The organism is Pseudomonas sp. G7(2022), assembly GCF_052660475.1.
Genome location: NZ_CP109659.1, coordinates 2,149,790 through 2,175,175 on the forward strand (window position 1 = coordinate 2,149,790; position 25,386 = coordinate 2,175,175).

Sequence of the window (25,386 nt, forward strand, 5' to 3'; positions counted from 1 at the left end):
ACTGCCGCACGTTTTTCCTTGAGTGTGTGTTTCCATGCAAATTGCTCTGGCGCCGATGGAAGGGTTGGTCGACGACATCCTGCGCGATGTCCTGACCCGTGTCGGCGGTATTGACTGGTGCGTGACCGAGTTCATCCGCGTCAACGACCAGTTGCTGACCCCGGCCTATTTCCACAAGTTCGGCCCTGAACTGCTCAACGGTGCCCGTACCGCATCCGGCGTACCGCTGCGCGTGCAACTGCTGGGGTCGGATCCGGTGTGCTTGGCGGAAAACGCCGCGCTGGCCTGTGAACTCGGTTCTGAAGTGATCGACCTGAACTTCGGCTGCCCGGCCAAGACCGTCAACAAGTCCCGTGGCGGCGCGGTGCTGCTCAAGGAGCCGGAACTGCTCAACCAGATTGTCGAACACGTCCGTCGTGCCGTGCCCGCACACATTCCTGTCACCGCCAAGATGCGCCTGGGTTTCGACAGCCCTGACGGCTCGCTGGTGTGCGCCACGGCGCTGGCCGAGGGCGGCGCCGAACACATCGTGGTTCACGCCCGGACCAAGGTCGACGGTTACAAGCCGCCAGCGCATTGGGAGTGGATTCCGCGCGTGCAGGACGTGGTCAAGGTGCCGGTGTTCGCCAACGGTGACATCTGGAGCGTTGAAGACTGGCGTCGCTGCCGGGAAATCAGCGGTGTCGAAGACATCATGCTCGGTCGTGGTCTGGTATCGCGCCCGGATCTGGCCAAACAGATTGCTGCCGCCCGTGCCGGCGAGGACGTCGTCGAGATGACCTGGGACGAGTTGCTGCCGCTGATCCAGGACTTCTGGCTGCAAGCCAAAGCGCAAATGACCGCTCGTCAATCACCGGGCCGTTTGAAGCAGTGGCTGGCCATGCTGACCCGTAATTACCCCGAGGCCACCGAGCTGTTTACCGTGCTGCGCCGGGAGACCGAGCCGGATCAAGTCTCGCGTTTACTGGGTTTGCCGGTCGTCGAAGCGGCCTGAAAAAATCTTCAAATACGCTCTTGAAAACAAAACGCAGGTCCCTATTTAAGGGTTACGCGATGCCGAATTCGGGTCGCGGAGACAAAAAAACTTGCTGATTGTTTTCAGGAGATTTGAACCATGAGTACTGCATTTTCCCTCGCTCCACTGTTCCGTTCCTCGGTTGGTTTCGACCGTTTCAACGACCTGTTTGAAACCGCCCTGCGCAACGAGCCAGGCAGCACCTATCCGCCTTACAACGTGGAAAAACACGGTGACGACCAATACCGCATCGTCGTGGCGGCGGCCGGTTTCCAGGAAGAAGACCTGGAGCTGCAAGTCGAGAAAGGCGTGCTGACCATCAGTGGCGGCAAGCGTGATGCCAACGAAGGCGTCACGTTCCTGCACCAGGGCATCGCCCAGCGTGCATTCAAGCTGTCCTTCCGCCTGGCCGATCACATCGAGATCAAGGCCGCCGGCCTGAGCAACGGCCTGCTGAGCATCGATCTGCTGCGTGTGATCCCGGAAGAAGCGAAAGCCAAGCGCATCCCGATCAACGGGACGGAGAAGCCGGCGCTGCAACACTGATTCACTTGCAGAAACAAATCGTCTGAACAGGCGATAAGCCGCTGAATGAAGGCCCCGATACGTCGGGGCCTTTTTTGTGGGCGCAAGAAAACGATCTCAGGGTTTGCCGCTGCTTTGCCGGCTCTTTACAATCCGCGCCAACAAGGCCGGCACTCCCTATTTTCCGCCGGTCCCGGAGCCTTTCTCATGGACGAAATGGAACAGCGCTGGCTGTATGCGCTTTCTGCGCCTTTGGTCGCCCTGAATCCCGATGCCGATTACACCGCACCCACCTATTGTTTCGACCTCAAGCATGTCGATGTCGAAGGTGGGTGGGGCATTACCACTCGCCCGCAGCTGCTGGACATGTTGCGCACGGCTGACAACGGCCACGCCACGCGATTGAACGAAGCCTACCGTCAATGGGAGCGCTGCCTGCCTTCCGAGTGGCAAGCGCTGATCGAAACGCTGGACAGTCGGCAACGGGCGTTTTACGAATTGGCCAGCCGTACGTTCGGAGAGTGTGGCGTCGGTGGCATCCGCGCCTGGGATATCGGGCGCATGGGATTTCTGCTGCGCTCCGCAGTGCTGCACGGCTGGATCGACCTTACCGAAAGCCTCTGGTTACACGGTCGCATGGCGGCGCGTGCGCGGTATTACTACGACAGTTGGGCCAGTTATCTGAACGCTTTTGTCATTGGCAAGGCCTTCTGGCATTGCCTCGGCAACAAGGATGAGGAACTGGCCCACGAGTATGACCGGCAGGGCGACTACATCGGCACGACAGTGGTCATCACGAAGCTGGATCGCGACGCTCGCGACCTATTTGCACAATTGCCTTGGGACATGCCCCTGCATCTGCCGGAACGCCCTGAGTCTCTGGGGGAGTTCGACTGGTCATGAGCTGCTGGATTCGCTTGGGTATCGAGCCCACCAAAGACAATGAAGCCATTCGTGGCGCCTATCGCGCGCGTTTGCCTCAGCACCATCCTGAAACCGATCCGGAAGGTTTCCAGGCCTTGCGCGAAGCTTATGAAATCGCCTTGCGCTTTGCCCGTGAAGACGAGGCCGATGCCGATGCGCCAGCCGACAACGAGTTGAGTGCCAGCGATCAGTTGTTGAGTGACTTCGATGCGTTGCTCAATGATCCTGCGCGTCGATTCACTCCGGCGGCGTGGCAGGCCTTCAATCTTGAGCTTGATCAAGTGCCGCTGGAAGTATTGGATGAGGTCTGCTGGCCTTTGCTGCGCGAGTTGCTCGACGCAGGTCCCATTTCCCACGTCTGCGCACGCTTGCTCGCCCAGCGCATGGGATGGGCAAGCCGGGTACTCGATCTTGATTTCGAAAATGCCCGGCATGTCGATGAGTTCTTGCAGCGTATTGAGGCGTCGGACCCGTTCGATACGTCGCGGATGAGCGAATGGCCGGCCGTCGCGCAACTGGAAACGCTCTGGTATTTGCGCACGCTGAATCATCTCTACCGTAATGCGTCACTGGATGATTACCGCTTTTTCGCCAACCTTCACACCTGTGTGCCGCTACCGGCGGACGACGACCTGTTGCAGCGTCTGGCCATTGAGTTCAGTCAGGCCGGCATCGCCAGCAAAAGTCTTCTCGACGTTATCAACGAACGGCATCGGCTTGCGCCGCAGGATGTCGACTGGCTCTATCTGCTGGCGTGCCAGCGCAGCGCCTTGGGAATGGAAGAGTTGGCGCTTCAGGCCTGGGTACAGCTCTGGAGAGAACATCAGCACCCAAAGGCCGCCGACTGGCTGTTGGCACTGTGTGCCCGTCATCAACCCCAGCGTTTGCCGCTGTTGATTCAGGCGTTTGATCGTCTCGAGAATTTCCGTGACTGGTCCGATGACCTGAGTGATGTCACCCAGGAATATGGCAGCCCATCGCAACGCCCGGAAACACTGGGTCGCTGGTTTCGCGCCCGACAGCTTGAGTTGGATGACATTGCCGGTGCCTTCGTCGAATGGCGTATCAGTGGTGATGAATTGCCGTTGCTGGCATCGCTCATCGTCGCCAGCGATGATCCGCCATTACAGACGCTGTACCAGCACGCCTGGGCGCTGCACCGGGGTGATGTGCCCTTGCTGCAACGAATCATGAAGGCGCCGCAGGCTTCGGACATCCTTGATCAACTGGTGCTGGAGGGTTTCAAGTATCAGGCCGATCAGCAAATCTGTTGGTTGACTCAGGCGCCGATTCCGCTGGCACTGAAAGCATTTCTGGCCAGCAACTCGGCGCAACCTGAACTTGAGTCGGTGTTGAAAACGGGCGAACCGCTGGCGCTTTGTCTGCTGTGGATGCGTCGCTTGCGAGCCTACGACGCCCGTTCGTTGGCCCGACTGGATGAGGCATTCGGCCTCGGCAAGCAAGACACGCTGCTCGACGGACTGAAGTTGCAGGCACAACTCGCCGGACAAGGCATGTTGCTTCCCGCCCTCGATGGTTGTTGCGATGTGTGGGAATGGCATCGTCAGGCCCTGTATCTGCTGGCGACGCTCGACCAGCCGGTGCGCTGGCTGGGCGCGCAGTCGGCGCATTGCGTCGACTCGATGAATGTAGTGCGGGAGCATCCTCTGGCGCGTTTACAACCGTTGCTCTGTCGGTTGAATCGCGAACAGGGCAGTGCCAGCGGTCTGCTCGGGTGGCTGCAAGCGGCAGATCCTGTGCATGCCATGCTTGCCCGTCAGCTGTTGAGCGCTCAGGAGGCGCTCGACAGTGCACGGTTGCTGGGCAACGACCGCTTGTTCGAGTGCATGCGCAGCGATATCAGGGCGTTCGATGACGATTTGCTCGGGCGCATGTTGCTGGGGGGCGTGCTGTATCACGATCCTCTGCTGGATGCCCAGCAGCGAAAATACCTGCTCGACAGGATTACCGAGGTCGTCAATCCACAGGACTGGTTCGATGGCTTCCGCCATGGTTTGATCAAGGGTGAGCCGCCGCATCCACCTTCAGCGCCTCTGGAAGAAGAAGGGATCAGCAGTGATGCTTTTGGGCTGGCTGTGGATGCGCTCAAGGGATTGGTGCGTTACGGCAGTGCCGGTGTGCCACGGCAGAAAATGCTGCTGCGCATGCAGCGAGCCAAGGACAATCCCGAGAATGGCCTCGGTCTGCGTTTTGCCTTCAGCGCGCTGTTGTCGTGGAGTGAACGTTTGTTGCAGGCCAAGAGCGACACCCGACCGACGCCGGCTTCAGCGTTCTGGCGTTTGGGCTCGCGGTTGGGTCGAGGCGCATTCATCTGGCAGGTGATTGGCGCTGTGCTGATCACACCTTTGGCGGCGTTGCTCAGTGGTACGCCCGTGGCCGGTATCGTCGTGATGTTGTTGGGCGCAGCGTTTCTGCTCGGCGCGATTTTGCGTCGCTTGCATGACATGGGGCGAGGGATTCCCACCTTGCTGATCATCGCGGTGTTGTCGCCGGTACTGCCTTTCTTGCCGCTGATATTGTTCGGATTTCCCGGTGACACGTTACCCAATCGGTATGGCATGCCACCGGACAGTGTGGGGGACGACACACTGCCCGGCGGTTTGCAGGCCACGCTGCGACGGCTGATTGGTTAGAGGCGAAGTTGATCCAGTGCTTTGTTGAGTTGTGACCGGTGACTGGCAATTTCCTCCGATTGCTGGCTGCCGAGCACGGTGGTGAACGTGTCCAGCCAGTCGGCAATGCGTTCGCGATCGTCTCCCAGGCTTTGCGTCCACGCGCGCTCCAGCCTTGCCAGCAGCGTCCGGTTGGGCAGGGCGTCGCGGGGGTGGATTTTCAGGGCGGCGAGCCGGTCGTGACTGTTTTGTCGCGATTGTTCGTCGAGCCCGGTCGGGCTTCGGTCGATGCTGTGGCTGTGACGTTCGCCGCTGTCCAGCAGGTTGACGTCGACCTCGAGCAAGCCGTTGATGTCGTAGCTGAAACGCACGTCCAGAGCCTGGATCTGCTCGCTTGCAGTCACCGGTACATCAAAGGCATCAATGAAAATGTTATCGCGCACCCAAGGACGTTCGCCTTGGTAGACCGCGATGCGAATGCTCTCCTGTTTCGGATGCGTGGTGTAAAAGCGCTGCACCCTGGATGTCGGAATAACGGTATTGCGCTCGATGATCGGTGAAAAAGCACCGCTGATGCCTTCTCCGCGGCTGGTCGAAATTCCCAGGGTGTAGGGGCAGACGTCGGTCAGGATCAGTTCCTCAACCGCACCATCGCGCGCCTTGCACGCCGCTTGCGTCGCCGCACCCAGTGCGACGATCGTGTCCGGGTCGAGGTGTCGGTAAGGCAGGCGTCCGAACAGTGTGGCCACCATCTGCTGCACCGCCGGCATCCGTGTGGCACCGCCCACCAGCACCAGGCTGTCGAGGTCTCGGGGCTTGAGCCGGGCGTCGCGCAAGGCCTGTTCGATGGGGGCGCGCAATCGGGTCAGAAACGGTTCCCAGGCCTTTAGCGCTGTCGCTTCGTCCAGCGTCCATTCATACGAGCTGTCGCCATTGCGCCAGTTCAGGGTTTGAGTGCCCTCGGCGAGCTTGCACTTGAGTTGTTCAAGGGCGTCGCAAAGGCTGGCCAGATTCTGGGCTTCAATGTGCGCGGGGTTGAGCTGCCACGTCTTGAGGCAGTCCTGCAGTAAGGCCGCAGTAAAGTCTTCACCACCCAAAAAGTTGTCACCGGTGGACGCATGCACTTCAATCAGTGGCAACGCATATTCCAGCACCGTGACATCGAAAGTCCCGCCGCCCAGATCGAAGATCAGCGTGCGTTCGAATTTCTGTTCGTGCAGACCGTACGCCATCGCGGCGGCGGTCGGTTCGTTGATCAGCCGAGAAACTTTCAGGCCCGCCAGTTCGGCAGCGAACAGCGTGCGTTTGCGTTGCTCGTCACTGAAATACGCCGGCACGGAAATCACCGCTTCAGAAACCGGGTGGCCGAGAAAAGCCTCGGCATCCTGTTTGAGTGAGCCGATCACCAGCGCCGAGAGTTCTTCCGGGCTGAATGAGCGTCCTCCCAGTTCCAGACGCTTTTCACTGCCCATGAAGCGCTTGAACGCGGCGGCAGTGCGTTCCGGATGTGTGGTCAGTCGGGCGCGGGCGGCTTTGCCGACGAGAATGGTGTCATCCTCATCGAGGCTGACGACCGAAGGTGTGAGCACGTCGCCGAGTGCGTTGGGGATCAACCGGGCCTGACCGTTCTGCCAGACGGCGATCAAACTGTTGGTGGTGCCAAGGTCAATGCCCAGCAGGGCCGGGCGGGAGAGGGTTGCATCCTGCATGATCGATCTCGAAACAGCGCGAAAAAACGCGACCCTACAGGTTGTCGCCAACCCTGGCAATTACCGGTCTGGCATCAACACCGGCGCAATGCAACTGCAGGTGTCTGCTCACTCCAGCAAGGTTTTCAACACTTCCAGCGCCACCGGCCGACTGTGCAGATAGCCCTGATACAAATGGCAGCCCAGCCCTTGAAGGAACTCCAACTGCTCGGGTGTTTCCACGCCTTCGGCGATCACTTCCAGTTCCAGGCTGCGGGCCATGGCGACGATGGCGCGGATGATTTCGGCGTCGTTGGGATCGCTGGTGGCGTCGCGGATAAACGACTGATCGATCTTCAGCGTGTCCACCGGCAATCGCTTCAGATAGGTCAACGATGAATAGCCGGTGCCGAAATCGTCCATGGCAAAGCTCACACCGAGTTTTTTCAGGCGACGCATTTTGCTGATGGTGTCTTCCAGGTTCTGGATGACGATGCCTTCGGTGATCTCCAGTTTCAGCAGCGAGCAGGGCAGCCCATGGCTGCTCATGCTGCGCTCGATGCGCTCGACGAAGTCGTTCTGGCGGAACTGCCGGGGGCTGATGTTCACGCACAGGCTGAAGGCCAGAGGATCGATCAGCTTTTCGGCGATCAATTGCTTGAAGGCTTCGCAGGCCTCATCGAGGATCCAGGTGCCAACCTCCAGAATCAGCCCGCTGTCCTCCAGCACCTTGATGAATTCGGTGGGCGATTGCGCGCCAAGCTCCGGGTGATTCCAGCGCACCAATGCTTCGGCGCCGATGATGCGGTTGTCCCGGGCGTCCACTTGTGGCTGGAAATGCATGCTGAATTCGCCCCGGGACAGCGCCAGACGCAGGTCGGTCTCCATGCGCAGCCGTTCGCTGGCCGCTTTCTGCATGGTGTTGTGATACATCTGCGTGGTGTTGCGCCCCGAATCCTTGGCCCGGTACAGCGCAATGTCGGCGCGTTTGAGCAGATCGGTCGGGGTCGAGCCGTGATCGGGAATCAGCGCCACGCCGATGCTCGGCGTCACTTGCAGGCGCTGGCCGTCGAGGAACATCGGCTCCGACAGCAACTCGCGAATGGTGTCGGCCAGCTCGCGTACCTGAGCGCTGACTTCGTTGCGCGTGCCTTCCAGACCGCTGAGCAACACTACGAATTCATCGCCACCGAGCCGCGCCACGGTGTCTTCCATGCGCACGCTGGCCTCAAGCCGCGCGGTGATGATTTTCAGCACCGTGTCGCCGACCGGATGGCCGAGCGAGTCGTTGATGTGCTTGAAGTGATCCAGATCGAGAAACAGCAAAGCGCCGCGCAGGTTGTGGCGCTTGAGCAGGGCGATCTGCTGGCTCAGGCGATCCATCAGTAGGGCGCGGTTGGGCAGGTTGGTCAGCGGATCGTGATAGGCCAGATGGCGGATCTGTGCTTCGGCGTTCTTCAGCAGGCTGACGTCCCGGGCGGTGAGCAGCAGGCACGCGGTTTCGTTGAGGGTGATCGGCTCTACCGAGACTTCCACCGTCAGGATCTCGCCGCGCTTGTTGCGCCCGAGCATTTCCTGATGGTGCACGCGGCCCTTGATCTGTAGCTCGGCGAGCAGTGCCGAACGCTGCTTTTCCTCGGCCCAGATACCCACCTGATACACGGTTTTGCCCACCACTTCGTCAGCGCGATAGCCGGTGAGGCGGCAGAAACCGTCATTGACCTCCAGATAGCGTCCGGTGTCGCGTTCAGTGATGGTGATGGCGTCGGGGCTGGAGTGAAACGCCTTTGCGAACTTCTCTTCACTGGCCTTCAGCGCCGCTTCCGAGCGCTGTTGCTGGGTGATGTCGCGCAGCGTGGTGACAATGCACGGCTGGTTGCCGACGCTGATCTGGCGGCTGGAAATCACGCAGGTCAACGATTGGCCGTCCTTGTGCTGCACGATGATCGCGACATTGCTCAGGCCCTGTTCGCGGATCACCCGTTCGATGCGTTGCAGGCTTTTCGCCGAGGCGTCCCATAGACCGATTTCTTCGGCGGTGTGGCCGATCACGTCAGTGGCGCTCCAGCCGAAGGTCTGGGTGAAACTGGAGTTGATTTCGATGAATTCCCCGGTTTCCTGGCGCGTGACGCAGATCGGGTCGGGGCTGACCTGAAACAGGGTGGCGAATTTCTCTTCGGAAGCCACCAGGCGTTGTTCGCGTTCGACCTGATCGGTGATGTCGAGCAAGGTGCCCGCCATGCGCAGCGGCGCGCCGTTTTCGTCGCGATAGAGGCGGGCGCGGCTTTCCAGGTAGCGCGAGCTGCCGTCCGGCAACTGCACGCGATACGTCAGCTGATAGTTGCCCGCCGGGCCCTCGCGCAGGCTGCGGTAGGCGTCGCGCATGCTGTCGCGCTCTTCGCCGGGCACGCCTTCAAAGAATTCATCGAACGATTCGTGAAACGGAATCGGTTCCAGTCCGTGCAATTGCGCGGCCCGCGCCGAGCCGTAAAGCATACCGCTGGGGATGTGCCAGTCCCAGGTGCCGAGTTGCGCCGAGTCCAGCGCCAGATCGAGGCGTTCCTGGCTGTCCTTGAGCGCATGTTCGGCGGCTTTGCGTTCGGTGGTGTCGAGAAACGTGCTCAAAAGGTAAGGCTGGCCCTCAAGCTCGACTTTCTGTGCGCTGAGAATACCGTCGTGGACCTGGCCGTTGCTGGCACGAAACTGCACCTCCATGCTGATCAGTTCACCCTTGGCCTTGGTCTTCTTGACCAGCTCCGCCCGCTGCTCGGGGTGCACCCACAGGCCCAGTTCAAGGGTGGTGCGACCGATGGCGCTCTGCACCGGCCAGCCGAAGAGGCTTTCGAAATACTGATTGGCCTCGCTGATCAGGCCGTCTTCCTGGCGGGTCAGCAGCACCATGTTCGGGCACAGGTGAAACAGTGTCGCAAAACGTTTCTCCGAGCTGCTGAGGGCCTGTTCCCGTTGCCGCTGATGGGTGATTTCACGGATCACCCCGATCATTCGGGGGCGGCCATGCTTGTCCGGCAGCAGGCTGCCATTGATCTCCAGCCAGTGCAGGCTGCCATCGGGCCAGCGGATGCGATGGTGCATCGCCTGTTCCAGTGGCGCGCCGGCAATCACCGCGTGGAAGGCGCGAATGGTTTTTGCCCGGTCCTCTGGCGGCAGCAGGTCGAGGTATTCAAGATCTTCGGGCAGTGGTTGCCGTGGATCGAAGCCGAACAAGGCCTGAGTGCCCCGCGACCAACTGATCTGCCCGCGCTCGATGTCCCAATACCAGGCGCCGAGGCGGGCGCCGTTGAGCGCCGCGAGCAATTGCGGCGCGCTCTCCCAGCTCTGTTCGGAACGCCGTGGGTCAATGGCCTGAATACGCGGCATCGGCGGAATACGGTCAACAGATTTCGGCATTGTTAAGGGGCCTTGAGCTGATTTGGGCATTAGGCACAGGGAACGGCAGCTCTATAGGAGTAGCACAAGTCAGCCGAGAGTCCCTGGCAGATCGATTTGCGCGTCCAGCAGGGCCATAAACGCCCGAGCAGCATTCGACAGCGTCCGTTCGGTGTGCAGGATATAGCCTAGCTGGCGACTGAGTTGTATGCCCGGTAAAGGTATGCGCGCCACCTGATCGTCGAGCATGGTGCGTGGCAAAACGCTCCAGGCCAGGCCGATCGACACCATCATCTTGATGGTTTCCAGATAGTTGGTGCTCATGGCGATGTTCGGCGTCAGGCCCTGAGCCTCGAACAGCTTTTGAACGATGTGGTGGGTAAAGGTGTTGCCGCCGGGAAAAACTGCCGGATGGCCGGCAATGTCGGCCAATGTGACAGCGCCGTTGCTGATCAATGTGTGTTCCGGGGCGACCACAAAATCCAGCGGGTCATCCCAGACCGGTGTGGCCTTGACCAGCGTGTGCGGCTCCGGCGCCAGGGTGATGACCGCCAGTTCTGCGCGGCCATGGAGAATCTCCTCGTAGGCCACTTCCGAATCGAGGAACTGAATATCCAGCGCAACCTGTGGGTAGCGGCGGGTGTACTCCCTTAATAAGGGGGGCAAACGGTGCAGGCCGATGTGGTGACTGGTGGCCAGGGTCAGGCGCCCTGTGACTTCACCGGTCAGGTTGGTCAGGGCGCGGCGCGTGTCGTCCAGCACGTTGAGAATCTGATAGGCCCGTGGCAGCAACGCCCGGCCGGCTTCGGTCAGGCCCACTTCACGGCCCAGTCGGTCGAACAGCCGCACATTCAATTGCTGCTCCAGTCCGGCGATGCGTTTGCTGATCGCCGGTTGCGTCAGGTGCAGGCGTTCACCGGCACCGGAGAAGCTCCCGGACTCGGCAATCGCGATAAAAGCATTGAGGTTGGCCAGATCCATGGTTGTATTCCGGTTGGTTATCCAAAGCATAAAAAATATGAATTTGAGTTATTCAATTTAACCCCATAGGATCGGCCTCACAAGCCAAAGGGTTATTGATAAGCCCAGGGCATAGAAACAAGCTGATGAGGAAACGTCTGATGGCCGGCAAAACGCTCTACGACAAGCTCTGGGATTCGCATTTGGTCAAGCAGCGCGACGATGGTTCGGCGCTGATCTATATCGATCGTCACATCATCCACGAAGTGACCTCGCCGCAAGCCTTCGAAGGCCTGCGTCTGGCCGGGCGCAAGCCTTGGCGCATCGATGCCAACATCGCGACCCCGGACCACAACGTACCGACCACCCCGGAGCGCAAGGGCGGCATCAGCGCCATTGCCGACCAGGTTTCGCGTTTGCAGGTCCAGACCCTCGACGACAACTGCGATGAATACGGCATCGTCGAATTCAAGATGAACGACGTGCGCCAGGGCATCGTCCACGTCATCAGTCCGGAGCAGGGCGCGACCTTGCCGGGCATGACCGTGGTCTGCGGTGACTCGCACACCTCGACCCATGGCGCCTTCGGCGCATTGGCCCACGGTATCGGCACTTCCGAGGTCGAGCACGTGCTCGCCACCCAGTGCCTGGTCGCCAAGAAAATGAAGAACATGCTGGTGCGCGTCGAAGGCCGGTTGCCGTTCGGCGTAACCGCCAAGGACATCGTTCTGGCCGTGATCGGCAAGATCGGCACCGCCGGCGGTAACGGCCACGCCATCGAATTTGCCGGCAGCGCGATTCGCGACCTGTCCATCGAAGGCCGCATGACCATTTGCAACATGTCCATCGAAGCCGGCGCCCGTGTGGGCCTGGTGGCGGCGGACCAGAAGACTGTGGATTACGTCAAGGGTCGTCCGTTCGCACCGAAAGGCGCCGAGTGGGATCTGGCGGTCGAATCCTGGAAAGACCTGGTATCCGACGCCGACGCGCATTTCGACACCGTGGTCGAACTCGACGCCGCGCAGATCAAGCCGCAAGTCAGCTGGGGCACTTCGCCGGAAATGGTCCTGGCCGTTGATCAGAACGTGCCGGACCCGGCCAAGGAAATGGATCTGGTCAAACGCGACTCGATCGTCCGCGCCTTGAAATACATGGGGCTGACCGCCAATCAGGCGATCACCGACATCCAGCTCGACCGCGTATTCATCGGTTCCTGCACCAACTCGCGGATCGAAGACTTGCGCGCTGCCGCTGTGATCGCCAAGGGCCGCAAGGTTGCCTCGACCATCAAACAGGCCATCGTGGTGCCAGGCTCGGGTCTGGTGAAGGCTCAGGCCGAGGCGGAAGGTCTGGACAAGATCTTCCTTGAAGCCGGTTTCGAATGGCGTGAGCCGGGTTGCTCGATGTGTCTGGCGATGAACCCGGATCGTTTGGAGTCCGGTGAGCATTGCGCCTCGACCTCCAACCGTAACTTCGAAGGCCGTCAGGGCGCCGGTGGCCGTACGCACCTCGTCAGCCCGGCCATGGCCGCTGCGGCGGCGGTGAACGGTCGTTTCATCGACGTTCGTGAATTGATCTAAAGGAGCGCAGCATGAAAGCTTTTACCCAGCACACTGGTCTTGTCGCGCCTCTGGATCGTGCCAACGTCGATACCGATCAGATCATTCCGAAGCAATTCTTGAAGTCGATCAAGCGCACCGGTTTTGGTCCGAACCTGTTTGACGAGTGGCGTTACCTCGATGTGGGGCAGCCGTATCAGGACAACTCCAAGCGCCCGCTGAACAAGGAGTTCGTACTCAACGCCGAGCGTTATCAAGGCGCCAGCGTGTTGCTGGCCCGCGAAAACTTCGGTTGCGGTTCCAGCCGTGAGCACGCGCCATGGGCGCTGGAAGAATACGGTTTCCGCAGCATCATCGCGCCGAGCTATGCCGACATCTTCTTCAACAACAGCTTCAAGAACGGCTTGTTGCCGATCATCCTGAGCGACGCCGAAGTCGACGAGCTGTTCAAGCAGGTCGAGGCCGAGCCGGGCTATCAGTTGCAGATCGATCTGCGCGAACAGACCGTGACCAGCCCGAGCGGCAAGGTCTATCGCTTCGAGATCGACGCATTCCGCAAGCACTGCCTGCTCAACGGTCTGGACGACATCGGCCTGACCTTGCAGGACGGCGATGCGATTGCGGCGTTCGAAGCCAAACATCGCGCGAGCCAGCCGTGGTTGTTCCGCGACGCGTGATCGATCTGAAAAAGATGTAGGCAGTACCGCCCTCATCGCGAGCAGGCTCGCTCCCACAGGGGGAATGCATTTCAAATGTGGGGGCGAGCCTGCTCGCGAAGGCGGCAGCCCAAACAACACAGCTATCAGGATGTGACCATGACCAGCACCGCCCACAGTCAGGTTGTACAAAAGCAATTCGGTGAACAGGCCGCCGCCTACCTGAGCAGCGCCGTTCACGCTAAAGGCACTGAATTTGCGCTGCTGCAGGCCGAGCTGGCGGGGAAGGGCGAGGCTCGAGTGCTGGACTTGGGTTGCGGCGCCGGGCACGTGAGTTTTCACGTCGCTCCTTTGGTGAAGGAAGTGGTGGCCTACGACCTGTCGCAGCAGATGCTCGATGTGGTGGCCGCCGCTGCCGTGGATCGCGGTTTGAGCAATGTGTCCACGGTCAACGGTGCCGCCGAACGTTTGCCGTTCGCCGATGGCGAATTTGACTTCGTGTTCAGCCGCTATTCGGCGCACCATTGGAGTGACCTCGGCGTGGCCTTGCGCGAAGTGCGCCGGGTGCTGAAACCGGGTGGCGTGGCGGCGTTCATCGATGTGCTGTCGCCGGGCAGTCCGCTGTTCGACACCTATTTGCAGAGCGTCGAAGTGCTGCGCGACACCAGTCATGTGCGCGATTATTCGGCCGGTGAGTGGCTGCGCCAGGTCAGCGAGGCCGGTCTGCACACCCGCAGCACCACGCGTCAGCGCCTGCGTCTGGAGTACAACAGCTGGGTCGAGCGCATGCGCACGCCTGAAGTGATGCGCGCCGCGATCCGCCAGTTGCAGCAATCAATGGGCAACGAAGTACGCGATTATTTTGAAATTGAGGCCGATGGTTCGTTCAGTACAGATGTACTGGTGCTCTGGGCTGAAAAGTAATCTTGGAACGATAAGTATTTTTCCGGGCGCGCCAGTCGATGGCGCACCGACTGAAGACACGAGGAAAGCATGAGCAAGCAGATTCTGATTCTCCCAGGCGACGGTATTGGTCCGGAAATCATGGCCGAAGCGGTCAAGGTGCTGGAGCTGGCCAACGACAAGTACAGCCTGGGCTTCGAACTGAGCCATGACGTGATCGGTGGCGCCGCCATCGACAAGCACGGCGTGCCGCTGGCCGACGAAACCCTGGACCGCGCCCGCGCAGCCGATGCCGTGCTGCTGGGCGCCGTGGGCGGCCCGAAATGGGACACCATCGAGCGTGACATCCGCCCTGAGCGCGGTCTGTTGAAAATCCGTGCGCAACTGGGCCTGTTCGGCAACCTGCGTCCGGCAATCCTGTACCCGCAACTGGCTGAGGCTTCGAGCCTGAAGCCGGAAATCGTCGCCGGTCTGGACATCCTGATCGTCCGTGAGCTGACCGGTGGTATCTACTTCGGCGCACCGCGCGGCACCCGCACCCTGGAAAACGGCGAGCGTCAGTCCTACGACACGCTGCCGTATAGCGAAAGCGAAATCCGCCGCATCGCCCGCGTCGGTTTCGACATGGCCCGCGTGCGTGGCAAGAAGCTGTGCTCGGTGGACAAGGCCAACGTGCTGGCGTCCAGCCAATTGTGGCGGGAAGTGGTCGAGCAGGTCGCCAAGGATTATCCGGACGTCGAACTGAGCCACATGTACGTCGACAACGCCGCCATGCAACTGGTGCGTGCACCGAAGCAGTTCGACGTGATCGTCACCGACAACATGTTCGGCGACATCCTGTCCGACGAAGCGTCGATGCTCACCGGCTCCATCGGCATGCTGCCCTCGGCCTCGCTGGACGCCAATAACAAGGGTATGTACGAGCCTTGCCACGGTTCGGCGCCGGACATCGCGGGCAAAGGCATCGCCAACCCGCTGGCGACCATTCTGTCGGTGTCGATGATGCTGCGTTACAGCTTCAATCTGCACGAAGCGGCGGATGCCATCGAGAAAGCGGTCAGCGTGGTGCTGGATCAAGGTCTGCGCACCGGCGATATCTTTTCGACCGGTTGCACTAAAGTCGGTACGCAGGAAATGGGTGACGCAGTAGTCGCCGCGCTGCGGAATCTGTAATCTCTCGGGCCCGCTGCGAAATTCAATACAAAGCAGCGGCCCACTTTTCAAGAAGGTGTAGTTGCGATGAAACGTGTAGGTCTGATCGGTTGGCGCGGCATGGTCGGTTCCGTGCTCATGCAGCGGATGCTGGAAGAGCAGGACTTCGATCTTATCGAGCCGGTGTTTTTCACCACTTCCAATGTCGGTGGCCAAGGCCCGTCCGTGGGCAAGGACATTGCTCCGCTCAAGGACGCTTACAGCATTGAAGAGCTGAAGACCCTCGACGTGATCCTGACCTGCCAGGGCGGCGACTACACCAGCGAAGTGTTCCCGAAGCTGCGCGAAGCCGGCTGGCAGGGTTACTGGATCGACGCGGCCTCGAGCCTGCGGATGAACGACGACGCCGTCATCATTCTCGACCCGGTCAACCGCAAGGTCATCGACCAGCAGCTCGATGCGGGCACCAAGAACTACATCGGCGGCAACTGCACCGTCAGCCTGATGCTGATGGGCCTGGGCGGTCTGTTCGAGGCCGGTCTGGTCGAGTGGATGAGCGCCATGACCTATCAGGCGGCCTCCGGCGCCGGCGCGCAGAACATGCGTGAACTGATCAAGCAGATGGGCGCGACCCACGCCGCTGTCGCCGATCAACTGGCCGATCCTGCCAGCGCGATCCTCGACATCGACCGTCGTGTGGCTGAAGCCATGCGCAGCGATGCGTACCCGACCGAAAACTTCGGTGTGCCGCTGGCCGGCAGCCTGATCCCGTGGATCGACAAGGAACTGCCGAACGGCCAGAGCCGCGAAGAGTGGAAGGCCCAGGCCGAGACCAACAAGATCCTCGGCCGCTTCAAGAGCCCGATCCCGGTCGACGGCATCTGCGTGCGCATCGGCGCCATGCGTTGCCACAGCCAGGCGCTGACCATCAAGCTGAACAAGGATGTGCCGATCGCCGATATCGAAGGGCTGATCAGCCAGCACAACCCATGGGTCAAACTGGTGCCTAACCAGCGTGAAATCAGCATGCAGGAGCTGAGCCCGACGAAAGTCACCGGCACCCTGAACGTACCGGTCGGTCGTCTGCGCAAGCTGAACATGGGTTCGCAGTTCGTTGGCGCGTTCACCGTCGGCGACCAGTTGCTGTGGGGCGCTGCCGAGCCGCTGCGTCGCATGCTGCGGATCCTGCTGGAGCGTTGATCGCTTGACGCAATGAAAGAACCCGCGCCTTGCAAGAGGCGCGGGTTTTTTTTGCCTGCGTGGCAGCCACCCGGTAAAGTGCCGCTCCCCCCCGTTCCACCAGAGGTCGCACCATGAGCCAGCCCATTGATATTGCCGTAATCGGCGCCACCGGTATTGTCGGCGAAACCCTTGTGCAGATTCTCGAGGAGCGCGACTTCCCGGTCGGCAATCTGCACCTGTTGGCCAGCAGTGAATCCGCTGGCAGCTCGGTGCTGTTTCGCAACAAGAACGTGCGAGTGCGCGAAGTCGACGAGTTTGATTTCAGCAAGGTCAAACTGGCGTTCTTTGCCGCCGGCCCGGCCATCACCCTGAGTTACGCGGCTCGCGCCCATGCGGCGGGTTGCTCGCTGGTCGATCTGTCCGGCGCCTTGCCGGCGGATCAGGCGCCGCAAGTGGTGCCGGAGGCCAATGCCGCTGTGCTGGCGAGTTTGAAAGTGCCGTTCCAGGTCAGCAGCCCGAGCCCGTCTGCCACCACATTGGCCGTGGTGCTGGCGCCGCTGCTCGATCTGATCGAGCTGCAATATGTGCATGTCACCGCCAATCTGGCGGTTTCCACCCAAGGCCGCGAAGCCGTGACCGAGCTCGCGCGCCAGACCGCCGAGCTGCTGAACATGCGTCCGCTGGAGCCGACATTCTTCGACCGGCAGATGGCTTTCAACCTGCTGGCTCAGGTCGGCACGCCCGACGCGCAAGGCCACACGATGCTGGAAAAGCGTCTGGTGCGCGAGCTGCGTCAGGTGCTGGTCAAACCTTCATTGAAGATTTCGGCAACTTGCGTTCAAGCCCCGGTGTTTTTTGGCGATAGCTTTAGCGTGACCTTGCAGTCAGCGAACGCTGTCGACCTGGAAAAGGTCAATGCCGCGCTTGAAGATGCCGAGGGGATCGAGCTGGTCGAGGCCGGCGATTATCCGACTGCCGTCGGTGACGCAGTGGGGCAGGATGTGGTCTATGTCGGGCGGGTGCGCACCGGTGTCGACGAGCCGTCGGAACTTAATCTGTGGCTGACGTCAGATAACGTACGCAAAGGTGCGGCGCTCAACGCGGTGCAAGTGGCCGAGTTGTTGATAAAAGACCTGCTGTAAAAGATACTTGGCAACAATTTGTCGACTGATTCTAGCCGGGCGCTATGCTTGGCCAGACCGCTTGATGACGTAATACCCTCCGGGACTTTCCGGGGCATCAAAGAAATGATCGCGCGCGGCATGCTGTCGTCGTCGCGCGCAATGCCTTACGGCAGCGACAATCAACATCTTCTCGCTGGCCGAGGAACGTTCAAACAAAGGAAGAGGCTATGGTTCAAGTTCGCAAACTGGTGTTAGCAATAGCGGCCGCCTCGGCGCTGTCCTCCGGTATGGCGCATGCCCTCGGGCTCGGGGAGCTGACCCTGAAGTCGACCCTGAACCAGCCGCTGGTGGCGGAAATCGAGCTGCTCGATGTCAAGGATCTCACCGCTGCCGAAGTGGTGCCGAGCCTGGCCTCGCCGGAAGATTTCGCCAAGGCCGGCGTCGATCGCCAGGCCTTCCTCAATGATCTGACCTTCACCCCGGTGCTCAACGCCAGCGGCAAAAGCGTGCTGCGCGTAACCTCGAGCAAGCCGCTGTCGGAACCGATGGTGAAATTCCTGGTGCAGGTGATGTGGCCGAACGGCCGTCTGCTGCGTGATTACAGCGTGCTGTTGGATCCGTCGAAGTTCTCGCCGCAGACCGCTGATGCCGCCGCTCAATCCGCGCCAGCGCAAACCATCACCGCGCCGACCACGGGTGCAACGCATTCGACCCACACCACCACGCCCCGTGACACCCTGTGGGAAATCGCGGCGAAGGCGCGCACTGGCGGATCGATCCAGCAGACCATGCTGGCGATTCAGGCGCTGAACCCTGACGCATTCATCGACGGCAACATCAACCGCCTGAAAACCGGTCAGGTGCTGCGTCTGCCGGATCAAGTGCAAAGCACCGCGCTGCCACAGTCCAAAGCGATTGCCGAAGTGGCCGCGCAGAACGAAGCCTGGCGTCAGGGCCGTCGTTACGTGGCCAAGCCTGGCACCGGTCAGCAGCAGCTCGATGCGACCAATCGTGGCCGCGCCAATACTGGTGCTGCGCAAAACGCCAAGGACAACCTGAGCCTGGTGTCCGCCGAAAGCGCAAAGGCGCGCGGCAAGGGCCCGGCCGGCGATGCCAAGGCTCTGAGCAACAAACTGGCCGTGACTCAGGAAAGCCTCGACACGACCCGTCGTGACAATGCGGAACTGAAAAGCCGAATGGCTGATCTGCAAAGCCAGTTGGACAAACTGCAACGCCTGATTGAGCTGAAGAACAATCAACTGGCGAAAATGCAGGCTGAAGGTCCGGGCGCAACCCCGGCGCCGGCAGCTGATGCGGCTGCGCCAGCCGTTGCGCCGGTTCCGGCCATTACTGCAGAACTGGCTGCGACTCCGCCGGCGACTCCGGCCCAGGCGGCACCTGCGCCTGAAGCCGCCGCACCGGCACCGGTTGAGCCAGTGGTCGAGCCGAAGCCTGCTGCCGACGAAGACAAAACCTTCAACGAACTGCTGACCAACCCGATCCTGCTGGGTCTGGTCGGTGGTGGTGCGGTGGTGTTCCTGCTTCTGCTGTTGCTGCTGGCCCGTCGCCGCAAGGCGCAACAGGAAGCCGAGAAACACCTGCGCATGGCCCGCGCCCTGGAGGAGCAGTCGTTCTCGCCTGAACTCGATCTGCCTGAAGACAGCTTCGAGGGCCTGGAAGTGCCGGCGGCAAGCGTCAAACTCACACCCGCAGCGGCTCCAGCCCCGGCACCTGCTCCTGTGGTGGCTCCGGTGGTGATGGCCGAGCCAATCGCCGCGCCGCTGGTGGCGCCGGCTGCCGAGCGTTCCGACGACGTCCTGGACAAGGCGCAGTCGCACATCGACGGCGGTCGTCTGAATCAAGCCGCCGCGTTGCTGGAGGAGGGCGTGAGCCTGGAGCCGCAGCGCAGTGATCTGCGTCTGAAGCTGATGGAAGTCTACGGTCGCCAGGGTGATCGCGATGCGTTCGTCGCTCAGGAACGCCAACTGGTTGCCAATGGCGACAACTTCGCCAAGGTCGAAGAGCTGAAAAGCCGCTTCCCGGCCATGGCGGTCGTCGCGGCCAGCGGTCTGGCGGCAGCAGCCATTGCCGCCGAGCTGGACGCGGAATATGTCAAGGAGCTGCTGCTGGACGAGCCTGAGGCGCCAGCTGCTTCTGCTGCGGCAGATGACAATCTGGACAGCGCTTTCGACCTGAGCCTCGACGATCTCGACAACATCACGCCAGTAGAACCTGTGGCGGCTGTCGAGCCGGAAGCGCCGGTCGAACTCGACGAATTTCCATCGGACGACGATCTGAGCTTCGAATCGGTGCTGCAGCAGCAAACCGACATCAAGGAAAACCTCGACGACCTCTCCGACTTCGACCTGGATCTGGACCTCGGTGCAGACCCTGCGCCTGCACCGGTCGAGCTGGCAGACGATGATTTCCTGCTGGATCTGGACGAAGGCGTGAAGGATCTGCCGCTGGTCGAAACTCCAACCGTGGCCGACGTGCCGCAAGACGATCTGGAGCTGCCAGCCGACTTCGACCTGTCCCTGGCAGACGAAATGGACGCTGCGCCAGCCGAGCCGGATGCGTTCGCCGCCGAGCTGGACGACGTCAATGCCGAGCTGGATCGCCTGTCGAGCAGCATCAACGAGCCAAGCTTCACCGAAGCTGATGCTGCGTTGGGTGATGATCTGGGTGAGGATGACTTCGACTTCCTGTCCGGCACCGACGAAGCCGCTACCAAGCTCGATCTGGCGCAGGCCTACATCGACATGGGCGACAACGATGGCGCGCGCGACATCCTCAATGAAGTCATCAGCGAGGGCAACGACAAGCAGAAGAGCGAAGCGAGCGAAATGCTTTCGCATCTGGTCTGAGTCGGCGTTCAGCGGTAAACAGAACGGCAGCCCATGAGGCTGCCGTTTTTGTTTGGGTCTGGTTTCCCCGTCCCGCCGCCTTATAATGCCCGCCTTTGTAGATCAGCAGGCTGTACCGACTTGGCAAACATAGATAATCCGGCCGCCGAAATGGCCCCCGAAGGCTTTTTCCGCGTCGCCCTGGGCGTTGAATACAAGGGCTCGCGCTACAGCGGCTGGCAGCGTCAGTCCACCGGTGTGCTCACCGTGCAGGAAACCCTGGAAAAAGCCTTGTCGAAGGTCGCCAATTCGCCGATATCGCTGCAATGCGCCGGACGCACCGATGCCGGCGTTCATGCCTGCGGGCAGGTCGTGCATTTCGACACTCAGGTCGACCGTTCGCTGAAAGCCTGGGTCATGGGCGCCAATATCAATCTGCCCCACGACATCAGCGTCAGTTGGGCGAAGGTCATGCCGGCGCATTTCCATGCGCGATTCAAGGCGATTGCCCGACGCTATCGCTACGTGATCTACAACGATCAGATCCGCCCGGCGCATCTCAACGAAGAAATCACCTGGAATCACCGCCCGCTGGATGTCGAGCGCATGGCCGAGGCCGCGAAGTACCTGATCGGCACCCATGATTTCAGCGCTTTCCGTGCCGGCCAGTGCCAGGCCAAGTCGCCGATCAAGCAGATGCATCACTTGCGCGTGACCCGTCACGGCAAAATGATCGTGCTGGACATCCGCGCCAATGCCTTCCTGCACCACATGGTGCGCAACATCGCCGGGGTGTTGATGACGATCGGCGCCGGGGAGCGGCCGCCGGAGTGGATGAAAGAAGTGCTGGAGAGCCGCGAGCGGCGTTCCGGCGGGGTTACGGCGCATCCGTTCGGGCTGTATCTGGTACAGGTCGAGTACCACGACGAGTTCCCGTTGCCCGAGCGCTTCATCGGGCCACATTTCCTTACGGGTTTCTCGGAACTTGACGGCTGACGCCCTCGAGTGCATTTGTTACCATCCGGGACTTTCCCGGATTTGCCTTGAGGTTCTTATCGACATGTCGGCCGTTCGCAGCAAGATTTGCGGGATTACCCGCATGGAAGATGCGTTGGCAGCCGTCGAGGCAGGGGCCGATGCCATCGGTTTTGTGTTCTACGCTAAAAGTCCCCGGGCGGTGACCGTGCAGCAGGCGCGGGCGATCATCGCCGCATTGCCGCCGTTCGTGACCACGGTCGGGCTGTTCGTCAATGCCAGCCGCTGCGAGCTCGGGGAAATCCTCGATGCCGTGCCGCTGGATCTGCTGCAGTTCCACGGCGACGAGACCGCCGCCGAGTGTGAAGGCTGGCACCGGCCGTACATCAAGGCCTTGCGGGTCAAGGCGGGCGATGACATTGCCGCTGCCTGCGATGCCTACCCGAGCGCCAGTGGCGTGTTGCTCGACACTTATGTCGAAGGCGTGCCAGGCGGAACCGGCGAGGCGTTTGACTGGTCATTGATTCCGCAAGGCTTGAGCAAACCGTTGATTCTGGCCGGCGGCCTGACGCCGGAGAACGTCGCTGAGGCCATCGCCCGAGTGCGGCCATATGCCGTGGACGTCAGCGGCGGAGTAGAGGCGAGCAAGGGCATCAAGGATCACGCAAAGATTCGGGCGTTCATCAACGCCGTACGTTGATGTGACGGCTGGCAGACTGCCGCCGTCCACAGCTCTGTAGAAAAGAGGCTGAGGGTCTTTTCGGGTTGTACGCAGGTCAGTTCCGCTGACCCGGCAATCCATCGATCATCGCCACACATGAATTTAGCTGAAGGGCATACGCGGGGCCGCGAACCAGAGCGTTCGGGCCGCCGGTACTGGAGAAAGAAAGCATGAGCAACTGGTTGGTAGACAAGCTGATCCCTTCGATCATGCGTTCGGAGGTCAAGAAGAGCTCGGTGCCTGAAGGCCTGTGGCACAAATGCCCGTCCTGCGAGGCCGTGCTGTATCGTCCGGAGCTGGAAAAGACCCTGGACGTTTGCCCTAAATGCAACCACCACATGCGCATCGGCGCACGTGCGCGTATCGATATCTTCCTTGACGCCGAAGGCCGTGCCGAACTGGGCGCCGATCTGGAGCCGGTTGACCGTCTGAAATTCCGCGACGGCAAGAAGTACAAGGACCGTCTGGTCGCTGCCCAGAAGCAGACCGGTGAGAAAGACGCACTGGTTTCCATGAGCGGCACCCTGCTGGGCATGCCTGTCGTGGTTTCGGCGTTCGAATTCAGCTTCATGGGCGGTTCCATGGGCGCCATCGTCGGTGAGCGCTTCGTGCGCGCCGCCAACTACGCCCTGGAAAACCGTTGCCCGATGGTCTGCTTCTCCGCTTCCGGTGGCGCGCGCATGCAGGAAGCCCTGATCTCGCTGATGCAGATGGCCAAGACCTCGGCCGTGCTGGCGCGCCTGCGTGAAGAAGGCATTCCGTTCATCTCCGTTCTGACCGACCCGGTCTACGGCGGCGTTTCCGCCAGTCTGGCGATGCTGGGCGACGTGATCGTCGGCGAGCCTAAGGCTCTGATCGGCTTCGCCGGTCCGCGGGTGATTGAACAGACAGTGCGTGAAAAACTGCCGGAAGGCTTCCAGCGCAGCGAATTCCTGCTGGAGCACGGCGCAATCGACCTGATCATCGACCGTCGCGAGCTGCGTCCGCGTCTGGGTAACCTGCTGGCACAACTGACCGGCAAGCCGACGCCAACCTACGTTGCTGCGCCGATCGAGCCGATCGTCGTTCCGCCGGTGCCTGCCAACGTATGACCGAGCGCACCCTTGGCGAGTGGCTCGCCTACCTTGAGCAGTTGCATCCCTCGGCCATCGACATGGGGCTGGAGCGTTCGCAACAGGTAGCGTCCCGCATGGGGCTGGGCCAGCCGGCGCCTCGGGTGATTACGGTCACCGGCACCAACGGCAAGGGTTCGACCTGCGCTTTCGTGGCTTCGCTGCTGCGGGCGCAGGGCCTGAGCGTTGGTGTCTACAATTCTCCGCACCTGCTGCGTTATAACGAGCGGGTGCAGCTCAATGGCGTCGAAGCCACTGATGCGCAGCTGTGCGAAGCCTTCGCGGCGGTCGAGGCCGGGCGTGGCGAGACGTCTCTGACCTACTTCGAAATGGGCACGCTGGCGGCGTTCTGGCTGTTTCAGCAGGCCGGACTCGATGCGGTGGTGCTGGAAGTCGGGCTGGGCGGGCGTCTGGACACGGTCAACGTGGTCGATGCCGACATCGCACTGGTCACCAGTATTGGTGTCGATCATGCCGATTACCTGGGCAATACCCGCGAATCCGTGGCCTTCGAGAAGGCCGGGATTTTCCGCCAGGGCAAACCTGCGCTGTGCGGTGATCTGAATCCTCCGCAACCCCTGCTGGACAAGGCGCGCGAGCTTGCTTGCCCGTTCTTTCTGCGCGGGCGCGATTTCGATCTGGGTATCACGGATCAGTTCTGGCAGTGGCGTGGTACCGATGCTGAGGGTCAGGTCGTAGAGCTGCGTGATTTGCCTTTGCTCGACCTGCCGATGGAAAACGCTGCGTTGGCGTTGCAGGCTTATCTGCTGCTCGGTTTGCCATGGGATGCAGGGCAGATTGTTGCGGCCTTGCAGGCGACTCGCGTCGTCGGTCGCCTGGATCGTCGTTCGTTCGAATGGAACGGCAAGCGTCTGAATCTGCTGCTGGATGTTGGTCATAACCCGCATGCAGCGGAGTATCTGGCGCGGCGACTGGCCGCTCACCCGCCGGTCGGCAAACGCCTGGCTGTGTTCGGCCTGTTGGCGGACAAGGATCTGGACGGCGTCATCGGTGAATTGAATGCCAGCGTCCAGCATTGGGCGGTGGCGCCACTGGATTCGCCGCGTGCGCGTCCGGTGGCTGAATTGAATGTTGCATTGCAGAACCTTGGCGCGTCGGTCACGTCTTATGACAGCGTGGCGGCCGCTCTGGAAGGGCAGTGCGCAGTGGCCACCAGCGACGACGAGATCTTGCTGTTCGGATCATTTTATTGTGTCGCCGAGGCCCTTGAATGGCTGTCTCGGTGCTCCACGGAGGAAGCGGCAAATGGCTTTGCTGGATAAAGCGTACAAGCAGCGCATGGTCGGTGCCCTGGTGTTGGTAGCGCTGGCGGTGATTTTCCTGCCGATGCTGTTTTCCCGTCAGGATGAACAGCGTCAGGTGATCGTCGAAGCGCCGGCTGCACCGCAGGCGCCCGCTGTGGCGCAGATCCAGATGGAGACAGTGGCCGTGCCTGAGCCTCAGGTTCTGCCGCAAGAGCCTGTGCCGAGCGATGACGAAGTTGCCCAGCAGACTGCGCCAGCGGCGCCGATTGCGCCAGCGGCGCCGGCTCCAGCGCCGGTAGCCAAGCCAGTCGCAGTTGCACCTGCACCTGCACCTGCACCTGCGCCGGCTCCCGTGGTCAAACCTGCCGCAGCGCCGACGCAGCCAATCGCTGCACTGTCTGCCAAACCGGATACCACTCAAAGTCGCGTCGACGCCAACGGCCTTTCGGTGAGCTGGTCGGTGCAACTGGCCAGTCTGTCGAGCCGCGCCAGCGCCGAAAGCCTGCAGAAAACGTTGCGCAGTCAGGGCTACAACGCCTACATCCGTTCGGCCGATGGCAAGAATCGGGTGTTCGTCGGTCCGCTGATCGAGCGCGCCGAAGCCGATCGTTTGCGTGATCTGTTGAGCCGCCAGCAAAACCTCAAGGGGTTTGTGGTGCGCTTCCAGCCCGAGCGTGGCTGAAATCTATCGCCCCGATTGAAATGCACTGACAATCGCAGCTTACCGACAGCCATGCGCTCTGCTAAAATGCGCCGCCT

General features: G+C 61.1%; 19 protein-coding genes. 16 read left to right on the top strand and 3 right to left on the bottom strand.

Going from position 1 to position 25,386, the window contains the following annotated elements:
* Positions 1-34: 34 nt before the first annotated feature.
* The 4 genes from NE357_RS09650 to NE357_RS09665 all read left to right on the top strand — a co-directional run bounded on the left by NE357_RS09650 (position 35) and on the right by NE357_RS09665 (position 5,118).
* Positions 35-994 (top strand): tRNA dihydrouridine synthase, encoded by a 960-nt coding sequence (locus tag NE357_RS09650; protein ID WP_169429643.1) that lies wholly within the window; start codon positions 35-37, stop codon positions 992-994.
* 120 nt (positions 995-1,114) lie between these two features.
* Positions 1,115-1,561 carry an Hsp20 family protein gene (locus NE357_RS09655; RefSeq protein WP_169429644.1) on the top strand — a complete coding sequence of 149 codons (447 nt, stop codon included), beginning with the start codon at positions 1,115-1,117 and terminating at the stop codon, positions 1,559-1,561.
* Between the two features lie 186 nt (positions 1,562-1,747).
* On the top strand, positions 1,748-2,443 hold the full coding sequence (locus NE357_RS09660) for a DUF1266 domain-containing protein (protein WP_169429645.1): 696 nt from the start codon (positions 1,748-1,750) through the stop codon (positions 2,441-2,443).
* Positions 2,440-5,118 carry a DUF805 domain-containing protein gene (locus NE357_RS09665; RefSeq protein ID WP_169429646.1) on the top strand — a complete coding sequence of 893 codons (2,679 nt, stop codon included), beginning with the start codon at positions 2,440-2,442 and terminating at the stop codon, positions 5,116-5,118. Before NE357_RS09660 ends, NE357_RS09665 begins: the two co-directional genes overlap by 4 nt.
* On the opposite strand, the gene NE357_RS09670 is transcribed toward NE357_RS09665, so the two are convergent.
* From NE357_RS09670 to NE357_RS09680, 3 genes are all read right to left on the bottom strand, one after another.
* Entirely contained in the window at positions 5,115-6,806 is a 1,692-nt protein-coding gene (locus NE357_RS09670; protein WP_169429647.1) for a molecular chaperone HscC, read from the bottom strand. The two genes, NE357_RS09665 and NE357_RS09670, sit on opposite strands and share 4 nt — an antisense overlap.
* Positions 6,807-6,914: 108 nt before the next feature.
* The gene (locus NE357_RS09675; RefSeq protein WP_169429648.1) at positions 6,915-10,193 is read right to left on the bottom strand and encodes a PAS domain S-box protein; all 3,279 of its coding nucleotides are present in this window, start codon (positions 10,191-10,193) and stop codon (positions 6,915-6,917) included.
* A gap of 69 nt (positions 10,194-10,262) precedes the next feature.
* Positions 10,263-11,153: a LysR family transcriptional regulator gene (locus NE357_RS09680; protein WP_169429649.1), complete on the bottom strand. Its 891-nt coding sequence runs from the start codon at positions 11,151-11,153 to the stop codon at positions 10,263-10,265.
* A gap of 140 nt (positions 11,154-11,293) precedes the next feature.
* Between NE357_RS09680 and leuC the strand changes: the two genes are divergently transcribed.
* The 12 genes from leuC to NE357_RS09740 all read left to right on the top strand — a co-directional run bounded on the left by leuC (position 11,294) and on the right by NE357_RS09740 (position 25,309).
* On the top strand, positions 11,294-12,712 hold the full coding sequence (gene leuC / locus NE357_RS09685) for a 3-isopropylmalate dehydratase large subunit (RefSeq protein ID WP_169429650.1): 1,419 nt from the start codon (positions 11,294-11,296) through the stop codon (positions 12,710-12,712).
* An 11-nt stretch (positions 12,713-12,723) separates the two neighbouring features.
* Complete coding sequence (gene leuD, locus NE357_RS09690) at positions 12,724-13,368, top strand: 3-isopropylmalate dehydratase small subunit (protein ID WP_169429651.1); 645 nt, start codon at positions 12,724-12,726, stop codon at positions 13,366-13,368.
* Positions 13,369-13,506: 138 nt separating this feature from the next.
* On the top strand, positions 13,507-14,271 hold the full coding sequence (locus tag NE357_RS09695; protein ID WP_169429652.1) for a class I SAM-dependent methyltransferase: 765 nt from the start codon (positions 13,507-13,509) through the stop codon (positions 14,269-14,271).
* Positions 14,272-14,340: 69 nt separating this feature from the next.
* On the top strand, positions 14,341-15,423 hold the full coding sequence (gene leuB / locus NE357_RS09700; RefSeq protein WP_039770158.1) for a 3-isopropylmalate dehydrogenase: 1,083 nt from the start codon (positions 14,341-14,343) through the stop codon (positions 15,421-15,423).
* A 66-nt stretch (positions 15,424-15,489) separates the two neighbouring features.
* Positions 15,490-16,602, top strand: a complete 1,113-nt coding sequence (gene asd / locus NE357_RS09705) for an aspartate-semialdehyde dehydrogenase (RefSeq protein ID WP_007956451.1) — start codon at positions 15,490-15,492, stop codon at positions 16,600-16,602.
* Between the two features lie 113 nt (positions 16,603-16,715).
* The gene (locus NE357_RS09710; protein ID WP_169429653.1) at positions 16,716-17,726 is read left to right on the top strand and encodes an aspartate-semialdehyde dehydrogenase; all 1,011 of its coding nucleotides are present in this window, start codon (positions 16,716-16,718) and stop codon (positions 17,724-17,726) included.
* Positions 17,727-17,935: 209 nt separating this feature from the next.
* Complete coding sequence (locus NE357_RS09715) at positions 17,936-20,575, top strand: FimV family protein (RefSeq protein ID WP_169429654.1); 2,640 nt, start codon at positions 17,936-17,938, stop codon at positions 20,573-20,575.
* A 150-nt stretch (positions 20,576-20,725) separates the two neighbouring features.
* On the top strand, positions 20,726-21,550 hold the full coding sequence (gene truA / locus NE357_RS09720) for a tRNA pseudouridine(38-40) synthase TruA (RefSeq protein ID WP_169432613.1): 825 nt from the start codon (positions 20,726-20,728) through the stop codon (positions 21,548-21,550).
* A 64-nt stretch (positions 21,551-21,614) separates the two neighbouring features.
* Positions 21,615-22,229 carry a phosphoribosylanthranilate isomerase gene (locus NE357_RS09725; protein ID WP_169429655.1) on the top strand — a complete coding sequence of 205 codons (615 nt, stop codon included), beginning with the start codon at positions 21,615-21,617 and terminating at the stop codon, positions 22,227-22,229.
* A 191-nt stretch (positions 22,230-22,420) separates the two neighbouring features.
* On the top strand, positions 22,421-23,341 hold the full coding sequence (gene accD / locus NE357_RS09730) for an acetyl-CoA carboxylase, carboxyltransferase subunit beta (protein WP_169429656.1): 921 nt from the start codon (positions 22,421-22,423) through the stop codon (positions 23,339-23,341).
* Complete coding sequence (folC, locus tag NE357_RS09735) at positions 23,338-24,645, top strand: bifunctional tetrahydrofolate synthase/dihydrofolate synthase (protein ID WP_169429657.1); 1,308 nt, start codon at positions 23,338-23,340, stop codon at positions 24,643-24,645. The genes accD and folC overlap by 4 nt, the downstream gene beginning before the upstream one ends.
* Positions 24,629-25,309, top strand: coding sequence for an SPOR domain-containing protein (locus NE357_RS09740; RefSeq protein WP_169429658.1), 681 nt, complete (start codon positions 24,629-24,631; stop codon positions 25,307-25,309). Before folC ends, NE357_RS09740 begins: the two co-directional genes overlap by 17 nt.
* Positions 25,310-25,386: the final 77 nt, after the last annotated feature.

Coding starts and splice junctions, on each gene's coding strand:
- NE357_RS09715 (WP_169429654.1), top strand. CDS start 17,936: ATGGTTCAAGTTCGCAAACTGGTGTTAGCAATAGCGGCCGCCTCGGCG.
- asd (WP_007956451.1), top strand. CDS start 15,490: ATGAAACGTGTAGGTCTGATCGGTTGGCGCGGCATGGTCGGTTCCGTG.
- NE357_RS09725 (WP_169429655.1), top strand. CDS start 21,615: ATGTCGGCCGTTCGCAGCAAGATTTGCGGGATTACCCGCATGGAAGAT.
- accD (WP_169429656.1), top strand. CDS start 22,421: ATGAGCAACTGGTTGGTAGACAAGCTGATCCCTTCGATCATGCGTTCG.
- folC (WP_169429657.1), top strand. CDS start 23,338: ATGACCGAGCGCACCCTTGGCGAGTGGCTCGCCTACCTTGAGCAGTTG.
- NE357_RS09670 (WP_169429647.1), bottom strand. CDS start 6,806: ATGCAGGATGCAACCCTCTCCCGCCCGGCCCTGCTGGGCATTGACCTT.
- leuC (WP_169429650.1), top strand. CDS start 11,294: ATGGCCGGCAAAACGCTCTACGACAAGCTCTGGGATTCGCATTTGGTC.
- NE357_RS09740 (WP_169429658.1), top strand. CDS start 24,629: ATGGCTTTGCTGGATAAAGCGTACAAGCAGCGCATGGTCGGTGCCCTG.
- NE357_RS09665 (WP_169429646.1), top strand. CDS start 2,440: ATGAGCTGCTGGATTCGCTTGGGTATCGAGCCCACCAAAGACAATGAA.
- NE357_RS09710 (WP_169429653.1), top strand. CDS start 16,716: ATGAGCCAGCCCATTGATATTGCCGTAATCGGCGCCACCGGTATTGTC.
- NE357_RS09680 (WP_169429649.1), bottom strand. CDS start 11,153: ATGGATCTGGCCAACCTCAATGCTTTTATCGCGATTGCCGAGTCCGGG.
- leuB (WP_039770158.1), top strand. CDS start 14,341: ATGAGCAAGCAGATTCTGATTCTCCCAGGCGACGGTATTGGTCCGGAA.
- leuD (WP_169429651.1), top strand. CDS start 12,724: ATGAAAGCTTTTACCCAGCACACTGGTCTTGTCGCGCCTCTGGATCGT.
- NE357_RS09675 (WP_169429648.1), bottom strand. CDS start 10,193: ATGCCGAAATCTGTTGACCGTATTCCGCCGATGCCGCGTATTCAGGCC.
- NE357_RS09650 (WP_169429643.1), top strand. CDS start 35: ATGCAAATTGCTCTGGCGCCGATGGAAGGGTTGGTCGACGACATCCTG.
- NE357_RS09695 (WP_169429652.1), top strand. CDS start 13,507: ATGACCAGCACCGCCCACAGTCAGGTTGTACAAAAGCAATTCGGTGAA.
- truA (WP_169432613.1), top strand. CDS start 20,726: ATGGCCCCCGAAGGCTTTTTCCGCGTCGCCCTGGGCGTTGAATACAAG.
- NE357_RS09660 (WP_169429645.1), top strand. CDS start 1,748: ATGGACGAAATGGAACAGCGCTGGCTGTATGCGCTTTCTGCGCCTTTG.
- NE357_RS09655 (WP_169429644.1), top strand. CDS start 1,115: ATGAGTACTGCATTTTCCCTCGCTCCACTGTTCCGTTCCTCGGTTGGT.